10 protein-coding genes are annotated in these 8,736 nt (G+C 60.2%); 6 read left to right on the forward strand and 4 right to left on the reverse strand.

What is annotated here, in order from left to right:
- The first annotated feature begins 197 nt into the window (after positions 1-197).
- Positions 198-1,919, forward strand: coding sequence for a methyl-accepting chemotaxis protein (locus tag EOL86_10020; GenBank protein NCD25906.1), 1,722 nt, complete (start codon positions 198-200; stop codon positions 1,917-1,919).
- A 151-nt stretch (positions 1,920-2,070) separates the two neighbouring features.
- Positions 2,071-2,373 (forward strand): hypothetical protein, encoded by a 303-nt coding sequence (locus EOL86_10025; protein ID NCD25907.1) that lies wholly within the window; start codon positions 2,071-2,073, stop codon positions 2,371-2,373.
- A gap of 143 nt (positions 2,374-2,516) precedes the next feature.
- On the opposite strand, the gene EOL86_10030 is transcribed toward EOL86_10025, so the two are convergent.
- Positions 2,517-3,533 carry an alpha-hydroxy-acid oxidizing protein gene (locus tag EOL86_10030; GenBank protein NCD25908.1) on the reverse strand — a complete coding sequence of 339 codons (1,017 nt, stop codon included), beginning with the start codon at positions 3,531-3,533 and terminating at the stop codon, positions 2,517-2,519.
- Positions 3,526-4,224 (reverse strand): FadR family transcriptional regulator, encoded by a 699-nt coding sequence (locus tag EOL86_10035; protein ID NCD25909.1) that lies wholly within the window; start codon positions 4,222-4,224, stop codon positions 3,526-3,528. The genes EOL86_10030 and EOL86_10035 overlap by 8 nt, the downstream gene beginning before the upstream one ends.
- A gap of 117 nt (positions 4,225-4,341) precedes the next feature.
- Between EOL86_10035 and EOL86_10040 the strand changes: the two genes are divergently transcribed.
- Both EOL86_10040 and EOL86_10045 read left to right on the forward strand, forming a co-directional pair.
- Positions 4,342-4,641, forward strand: a complete 300-nt coding sequence (locus tag EOL86_10040; GenBank protein NCD25910.1) for a hypothetical protein — start codon at positions 4,342-4,344, stop codon at positions 4,639-4,641.
- A 9-nt stretch (positions 4,642-4,650) separates the two neighbouring features.
- Positions 4,651-5,670: a glycosyltransferase family 1 protein gene (locus EOL86_10045; protein NCD25911.1), complete on the forward strand. Its 1,020-nt coding sequence runs from the start codon at positions 4,651-4,653 to the stop codon at positions 5,668-5,670.
- 44 nt (positions 5,671-5,714) lie between these two features.
- Here EOL86_10045 and EOL86_10050 read toward each other — a convergent pair whose 3' ends face one another.
- A complete protein-coding gene (locus EOL86_10050; GenBank protein ID NCD25912.1) occupies positions 5,715-6,146 on the reverse strand; it encodes an ACT domain-containing protein in 432 nt (143 codons plus the stop codon).
- A gap of 50 nt (positions 6,147-6,196) precedes the next feature.
- Positions 6,197-7,498, reverse strand: coding sequence for a phenylacetate--CoA ligase (locus EOL86_10055; protein ID NCD25913.1), 1,302 nt, complete (start codon positions 7,496-7,498; stop codon positions 6,197-6,199).
- Between the two features lie 312 nt (positions 7,499-7,810).
- Here EOL86_10055 and hslV point away from each other — a divergent pair, with 312 nt between their 5' ends.
- Together hslV and EOL86_10065 are read left to right on the forward strand one after the other, a co-directional pair.
- The gene (gene hslV, locus EOL86_10060; protein NCD25914.1) at positions 7,811-8,359 is read left to right on the forward strand and encodes an ATP-dependent protease subunit HslV; all 549 of its coding nucleotides are present in this window, start codon (positions 7,811-7,813) and stop codon (positions 8,357-8,359) included.
- The coding region (locus EOL86_10065) for an AAA family ATPase (GenBank protein ID NCD25915.1) at positions 8,359-8,736 on the forward strand (378 nt) is incomplete at its 3' end. The genes hslV and EOL86_10065, both read left to right, overlap by 1 nt.

Consider the following 8,736-nt stretch of genomic DNA (forward strand, 5'->3'; position numbering starts at 1 on the left):
TTCTGGTCGAGGCCATGAGAGCTTGGTTTTATAATCAAGGTCCTGACCTGACCTGGATTGGACGAACTAACGGAATTGCGACCCTGTGATCGGTTACGACGATTCACTATTTGCTTGCCCGAAAGTCGTGGATTGAATACCTTGTAACCTGTCGGTTTTTTGATTCATGTCTTGCTGGACAGACGCGCGGAGGAACCATGTGGAAAAAATTGAGTCTGACGTGGAAGGTCATGCTTGTCGTGATCGTTGGCCCGGCCCTCCTGGCCGTGATCATGGCGTACCTGCATATCACCGATATCCGGGAATCGGCCCTGACCAGCCGCATCAAGGAAAGCCGGTCCGTGGTCATGATGGCTGAATCCGTGCGCGAAAACATGGCCCACAAGCATACGCTGGGTGTTTTGCAAAGTTTCGAGAGTTTACGGGAAAATCCGGAACGTCTCATCGAGGCCGTGCCCATCGTCACGGCCATGCGGACGGCCGCGGCCAAGGCCGCCGAGGCCGGATACGAGTTCCGCGTGCCCAAGGAAAGTCCGCGCAATCCGGAAAACACACCCAACGCCCTGGAAAAAACAGTATTGGCGGAGTTCGCCACCAGCGACATGGGCGAGAAGGTCATCGTCGAAAAGGACCGCATCCTGTATTTCAAGCCCATCCGCCTGACCGAGGACTGCATGTTCTGTCATGGCGATCCCAAGGGAAAACAGGACCCCACCGGTGGCGTCATGGAGGGCTGGAAGGTGGGCGAGGTGCACGGCGCCTTCGAGATCATTTCCTCCCTGGAAGAAACCAACATGGCCGTCCGCTCCGCTGCCCTGCACGTCACGGGCTGGACGCTGGTTATTTTGGGCGTTCTTGGCGGCCTGAGTTTTCTGTTGATCAAATCCAACATCCTCGCTCCCCTCCAGGTCGCCGGCGGGTTTTTGGAGCGCTTGGCCACGGGTGACATGACCGGCCAGCTCGATGTCACCCGCTCCGATGAACTCGGTGTCATGCAACACCATCTGAACAGAATGTCCGGCAGCCTGCGAACCATTGTCGCCGATATCGCCGAGCGGGCCAAGGTGTTGCTCGGGTCCGCCGCGACGCTGGAAAGCATGTCCGACAATCTTTTGGTCAGCGCCGACGAACTTGCCGGAAAATCGAACACCGTGGCCGCCGCCTCCGAGGAAATGAACGTCAATATGAACAATGTCGCGGCCGCCATGGAACAGGCGTCCATCAATGTCAGTACCGTGGCCACGGCCACCGAGGAGATGAATACGACCTTCCACGAAATCACGACCAGCACCGAGCAGGCCCGCCAGGTTAGCCAAAAAGCCGTGACAGCGGCTGCTTCGGCTTCTCGGCGCGTGGACAGGCTGGGCGAAGCCGCCAGGGAGATCAGCAAGGTCACGGAAACCATCACCGCCATTTCCTCCCAGACCAACCTCCTGGCCCTGAACGCGACCATCGAAGCCGCCCGGGCCGGCGAGGCCGGACGCGGATTCGCGGTTGTTGCCAATGAAATCAAGGAATTGGCGAACCAAACAGCCAGCGCCACGGACGAGATCAGGACGCGCATCCAGGGCATCCAGGACTCCACGGCCGCGACCATCGCCGAAATCGGCCAGGTCATGTCCGTCATCGAGGAGGTCAGCACCTTCGTGTCCACGGTGGCGGCGGCGGTGGACGAACAGTCCATCACCACGCGCGATATCGCGGAAAACGTGGGCCAGGCGTCCCTGGGTATCCAGGAAGTCAACGAAAATGTATCCCAGGCTTCGGTGGTCACGGGCGATATCGCCAAGGACATCATCAAGGTCAGCGAGGCTTCCAAGAGCATTTCGGCCAGCAGCACGGAGCTGAAACAAAATTCGGAGAATCTGTCCCTGCTGTCCCAGGCGTTGGAACAGCTCGTGCTCAAATTCAAGGTCTGAGAATTTTTTTCCGAAATCTCGAACGCGCCCTCCGGGGCGCTTTTTTTTGGGTCTCGTGCGGACGTGGCGGGGAATTTGCTTCTTGACGGCAAGCTCGCTATGTGGAGCAATACCGCCACGAGCACGAAACCCGTATTCAAGGAGGACTCACATGACTGCCAACAAAAGGGGAACCCAGCGTAAACAGTGCCTTGTTCCTGTCCGTTTCACCTATGAAGGACAGCTCCAGACGCATTACGCCAGAGTGGTGAACTACTGCGAAGGCGGCGTTTGCCTGAAAACGCGCGCGCCCATCCCCGAAGGGGCGAAGCTGAATCTGTCCCTGGAGGGATATTCCCCGGACGGATCGTATGACCATGCCTTCGAGCGCCACGCCGCCGCTGTCTGCTGGAGCAAGGAGCTGCCTGAACGGGGGCTGCCCGTGTATGAAACCGGCGTGAAATACATGGACTAAAAAAAACGGGTTGGTTTTCCAACCCGTTTTCGTTTGCAGGCCAGGGCCATTCGGGTTCGCGTCCGCGCGTGTTCCGGCGAGGTACGCCGTGCGTCCGGGCGCCGGTCATGGGCATTCTGTTCGCGGTTTCCCGCAAGCGGTTTTTAGTCCGCGCGGTATAGAATGGACGCGGAAACGCTGGCCACCGAGGCGGTACCGGTCATGACCATGGCCTGGGCCAGCTCCGTGCGCAGGGTCTGCACGTATTTCTCGACGCCTTCCGTCAATCCACCCATGGCCGCGATACTGAACGGTCGTCCAATGAGCACTGCGTCCGCGCCCAGGGCCAGCATTTTCAGAACATCGCCGCCGGTCCGGATGCCGCCATCGACCAGAATGGCCAAGCGCCCCTTCATGTGCCGGGCAATGCCCGGCAGGACATCGGCCGTTCCCGGAGTGTGGTCCAAGACCCGACCGCCGTGGTTGGAAACGACAATGGCGTCGGCTCCCGCTTCGAGGGCCAGCTCCGCGTCTTCCAGGGTCATGATGCCCTTGATGATGAACTTGGTGCCGGTCCGGGCGACAATCTCCCGCATGGTTTCCAAGGGCTTGGGCGAAACCGGGCGGCCCATCTTGCGCAGGGTGATCAGTCCGGCGGCGTCGATGTCCATGCCGATGGCCACGGCCCCACAGTCCCGCGCTTTCGCCAATTTTTCATACAGTTCCGCGTCTTCCCATGGCTTGATGAAGGGGATGCCATGACCCTTGGCGGCGGTGATGGCCGCGAATCCGGCCTCGTGGATGAACGGGGGCACGCCGTCACCAGTACAGCCGATGATGCCACTTTTTTGACAGCCGTCGATAATGGCGGTGATGTATTCTTCCTCGCTCCGCTTGCCGCCCATGTTGAAGGACACGCCGCCAATGGGCGCGGCCATGACCGGCAGGGCCAAATCAATGCCCAAGACCGACGTCCGGGTTTCCGGCTCGGTCACGCCATGCATGAGACGCATGTTGAAGGTCCGTCTGGCCAGGGCCGTGACATTGGCCATGAAGGCCGAGCCCGTGCCCAGACCGCCCATGCCCGGTACTTCCCCGGCACAGGCCTTGCCGTTGCAGACCGGGCAGACCCGGCAAAATCCGGTCATCAGTTCCCGAGCCGTTTTTTTTACGTCATTCATCCGTGCCTCCTTTGTTGGTGAATAGACAATGTCGTGTTTGCTGAAGATGGCTGGTCATTGCCCTTCGGGCGCGTTTGGGGTCGCGGTCGCGCAATGCCTGACGGATTTGGCGATGTCCCACAAGGGATTCCCGTTCGCGGCGGGTCGAACGCAGGGCTTCGTCCCGACTTTCGGTCAGCATGTCCTGAAGTTTTTCCATGAGTTGGGCAATGGCCTCGTTGCCGGTGCAGGCGGCGATGAAATCATGGAAGGCCAGGTCGTGCTCCTGGTAGGCCGCGTTTTCGGCCAGGGCCCGTTCCTGGTGGCCGATCATCGCGTCGAGGCGGTCGCACTCCTCGTCCGTGATGCGTTGGGCCGCGAGAAAGGCGATCTGCGGCTCCAGAACGAGACGCAGTTCGAAAATATCCGCCAGACGATGCCGTTCCCGGATGAAAACCCGTTCCAGGGCCGATGACAGGCTGGATGCGCTTTGGTCGGCGATGAACGTGCCCGAGCCGGCCTTGCTGATGAGGATTCCCTGCTGTTCGAGGCTTTTTATGGCCTCGCGCACGGAATTGCGCGAAACTTGAAAAAGATCGGCCAGGTGCCGTTCAGGCGGCAGCCTGTCGCCAGGGCGTAGGTTGGTGCGCGCGACCAAATCGCGGATGCGGCTGGAAATGCTTTCGTAGAGTCGCGTCTGTCGGGTTTCCACTCTTGTCCTCCGTGAAAATTGGTCCTACCAATGATGACGGCAGGGGTCAAAGGGCAACAACATTTCGCGTTGGAATATCGGACGAATCAGGGCATGATGCCGACGGGAGGACCACTCATGGACAAGGCGCGCATTCAGGACATTTTCGAGGCGTATTTCGAGAAGTACAAAAAAACCGAGGGAGACCGCACTGTTTGGTCCGCCTACTGGACGGTGTACACCCCTGGTCGCAGTTTCGAGATCAATTTGACCAAGTGCCCGTTGGGGACGCGGTTCAAGATTTTTCACAACACGCGCAAGATCGAGGAAATACACGGGTGGGACGCCTTTTTGGCCAGTCTGGACCGCTTGGAGGCCGCCCACGGACCGGACTTCGAGCGGAACGATTTTTTTGGGCAAATGGCGGACATGCTCTAGGCGGGGCGGATGCGTATTCTCAATATCGAGGCTTCATACTTCACGCGGGTATTCCGAAAGCTCGGCCATGACGTGCTGAGCATCGGTCCCGGCCGGGACTGCGATGTGGTCCTGGACGCGCCGCTCACGGCCCGGAATTTGTTCGAGCTCTTGCGGACGCGTGACTTCTGGCCGGATTTGGCGCTGTGGGCCGATGGCTGTCGACCGCCGTCGGTGCTGGGCCTGGAGCTTTTGCCATGCGTGACCATCGGCTATTCCATCGATCAGTATTGCAATCCCTGGCATGTGCCCTGGTCGATCAGTTTTGATCACATGTTCTTGGCCCAAAAGGACTATGTCCCGCTTTTCGAGCAGGCGGGGCTGCCGCGCCGGGCGGAATGGCTGCCGCTGTTTTTCGACCCATCCGGCGTCGGCGACGGCGGCGTGGAGCGGGATATTCCGGTGAGTTTTGTCGGGACCGTGACCGGTTCCATCAATCGGCGGCGCAAGGATTTTCTCGGCGCCGTCCGTGTCGGGGTCCCCGTGGTTGTCCGTGCCGGAAATTACTATCCGATCTATGGCCGTAGTCAGATCGTGCTCAACCAAAGCGCCGTGGGAGAGGCCAATTTTCGGATTTTCGAGGGCGCCGGCTGCGGCGCGTTGGTGGTCACGGAATCAATCGCCAATGGTTTTGACGAATTATTCCGGGCTGGCGAGGAAATTGCCGTCTACGAACGCGGTAACGTCCAGGACGCGGTCCGCGTTTGCCGCGAGCTTCTGGCCGACCCCGACCGCCTGCGGCGCATGGCCGAGGCCGGGCGCCGGCGGGTCCTGCGCGATCACACGACAGTTGCCCGGGCCAAACGGATTTTGGACGTGGCGTCTGCATTGGGCCGGACCAGATCCTGGGATTGGCGCGGCAAACAGGCCGACCGGGTGGCCCGGGAACTGGGCAAGATGTGCGTGTTTCTGGGGCTGGACCAGGAGCTGCCCCTGCCGCGAGACATGGCCCGGGGATTCACGCGCATGGGTTTGTCCCGCCTGGGCTGAGAGTCGAGGCGATGGGGGCAGGCTCTGGACTGCCCCCATCGATGCTAGAGCGAGTAGAGTTCCTGTCCGCTGAGAATGCGGACATTGTTTTTTTGAAGGACTTCGATGGCCTGATCCGTGCGGTCGAAACGGAAAATGAGGATGGCGTTGTGACCGCTCTGGGTGACGAAGGCGTACATGTATTCCACGTTGACGCCGCCGCTGGTGAGCATGTCCAGAATGGTATGCAGGCCGCCGGGATGATCGCCGATTTCGGCGGCCACGACGCTGGTTCTGCCCACGGTGAAGCCCTTGGCCTTGAGGGCTTCCTTGGCTTTTTCGTTGTCCGTGACGATGAGGCGCAGGATGCCGAAATCCGAGGTGTCGGCCAGGGACAGGGCGCGGATGTTGATGTTGTTTTCGGCCAGGGTCTTGGTCACCTCGGCCAATCGGCCGGCTCTATTTTCCAGAAAGACGGAGATCTGTTCAACTTTCATGGTTCCTCCCGGTCTGGGATGGGGGCGCGGGGGGTCGCGCCTGCCCGGTTTTACGAGTTGCGCTGGTCGATGATGCGCTTGGCCTTGCCCTCGAAACGTTCGATGCTTCGTGGTTCGGACAGGGTCACCTTGGCGGTGACGCCCAGGAATTCTTTGATATTCTTTTGTATCTTGGCTTCGATACGCTGTAAATGCTTGATTTCGTCGGAGAAGAGCTTTTCATCCACCTCGACCTTGACTTCCAGCATGTCCAGACTGCCCTTGCGGGTCAGAATGAGCTGATAGTGCGGGGCCACGCCCTGGGTTTCAAGCAGAATGGTCTCGATTTGCTGCGGGAAGACATTGACGCCCCGGATGATGAGCATGTCGTCGCTGCGGCCCTGGATGCGGCTGATGCGGCGATGTGTCCGGCCGCATTTGCACGGAATGGGATTGATGCGCGTGATGTCGCGGGTGCGATAGCGGACCAGGGGTTGGGCTTCCTTGGTGATGGTGGTGATGACCAGTTCGCCGGTTTCGCCCATGGGCAGTTGTTCGCCTGTTTCCGGGTCGATGATTTCGACCAGGAAATGGTCTTCCCAGATGTGCAGGCCGTCCTGGACGTCGCAACACTCCATGCCCACGCCCGGACCCATGATTTCGGACAGGCCATAAATATCCAGGGCCTTGATGCGCAACTTGTCCTCGATTTCGCAACGCATTTTTTCGCTCCAGGGCTCGGCCCCGAAGATGCCGGTATGCAGCTTGAGATCCTCGATGCTGATGCCGGCTTCTAGAATGGCCTCGTACAAAAAGAGGGCATAGGACGGGGTGCTGCAGATGATGGTCGAGCCGAAGTCGCGCATGAGCATGACCTGGCGTCTGGTGCCGCCGCCGGAAATGGGCAGGATGGTCGCGCCCAGGCGTTCCACGCCGTAATGCATGCCCAGGCCGCCGGTGAACAGGCCGTAGCCGTAGGCGTTGTGGACGATATCGCGGCGGCTGGCGCCGGCGCACACGAGCGAACGGGCCATGAGCTCGGCCCAGGTATTCACGTCGCGCTGGGTGTAGCCGACCACCGTGGCCTTGCCCGTGGTGCCGGACGAGGCATGCACGCGCACGACATTGTCCCGGGGCACGGCGAAAAGACCGAAGGGATAATTGTTGCGCAGGTCCTGCTTTTCGGTGAACGGCAGGTATTTCAGGTCGTCCAGGGAGCGGATCTGGTCGGGCCTGATGCCGATCTCGTCAAATTTTTTCTGATAGAACGGGACATTGTAATAGACCCGTTCGACCATGGATTTGAGCCGGCGCAGTTGCAGCCCTTCCAGTTCCTCCCGAGGCATGGTCTCGTTCGAGACATCGTAAAGCATGGGCGTCCTCCCGTGGCATGAAAATGAAAAAGCCGTGGCACCTGAGGTGTCCACGGCAATCGAACCTGTTTCGCGCTTGACGCTACGCCGTGGCCCCTCTCCCGGAGGGGCTGGTAAATATCGGATAATCCGGATCATCGGCGGCGTTTTGCATCCGGGAACAATGCCTTGCCCACGACCTTCCGTCAAGATTGGACAAAAGGCCCGTCGATGGCGCGGGCGGCCCGGGCATCCCTTGACAAGGGGACGGCAGTGGTCATCTTTTAGGCTTTCGTTCACATGCGCCCAAGGGCGCTAACCAAGGATACCAACATGCAGGAAATGCGCGGAACAACAATTCTGGCCGTCAAGGACGACAACGGCGTGGCCATCGCCGGTGACGGCCAGGTCACCCTGGGCCAAGCCATCGCCATCAAGCATGGCGCCCGCAAGGTGCGCCGGCTGTATCGGGACCGGATCATCTGCGGCTTTGCCGGGTCCACGGCCGACGCCTTCACCCTTTTTGAAAAATTTGAAGCAAAGCTTGAAGAATTTGGCGGCAACCTTGTCCGGGCCAGTGTCGAGCTGGCCAAGGACTGGCGCAGCGACAAATATCTGCGGCGGCTTGAAGCCATGTTGCTCGTGGCCGACACCGAGACCATTCTCATGCTCAGTGGCACCGGCGATGTCATTGAACCCGACGACGGCGTGGCCGCCATCGGCTCGGGCGGGGCGTACGCCCTGTCCGCGGCCAGGGCCCTGCGCCGCAACACCGATCTGCCGGCCGAGGAGATCGTGCGCAAGTCCATGGCCATCGCGGCCGAGATCTGCGTTTACACCAACGATCATATCGTTTTTGAAACCGTGACCAGGAACGCCTGATGAATACCCTCACCCCCCGTGAAATCGTGTCCGAGCTGGACAAATACATCGTCGGTCAAACCCAGGCCAAGCGCATGGTGGCCATTGCCCTGCGCAACCGTTGGCGGCGGCGCCAGCTCGATCCGGAACTGGCCGAGGAAATCGCGCCCAAGAACATTCTCATGATCGGGCCCACGGGCGTGGGTAAGACCGAGATCGCCCGTCGTCTGGCCAAGTTGGCCGGCTCGCCCTTCATCAAGGTCGAGGCGACCAAGTTCACCGAGGTCGGCTACGTGGGCCGGGACGTGGAATCCATTATCCGCGATCTGATGGAAATCGGCGTCAATCTGGTTCGTCAGGAAGAGGAGGCCAGGGTACGGGTCAAGGCCGAGGCCTCG

It is taken from the genome of Deltaproteobacteria bacterium (genome assembly GCA_009930495.1).
GTDB lineage: Bacteria > Desulfobacterota > Desulfovibrionia > Desulfovibrionales > Desulfomicrobiaceae > Desulfomicrobium.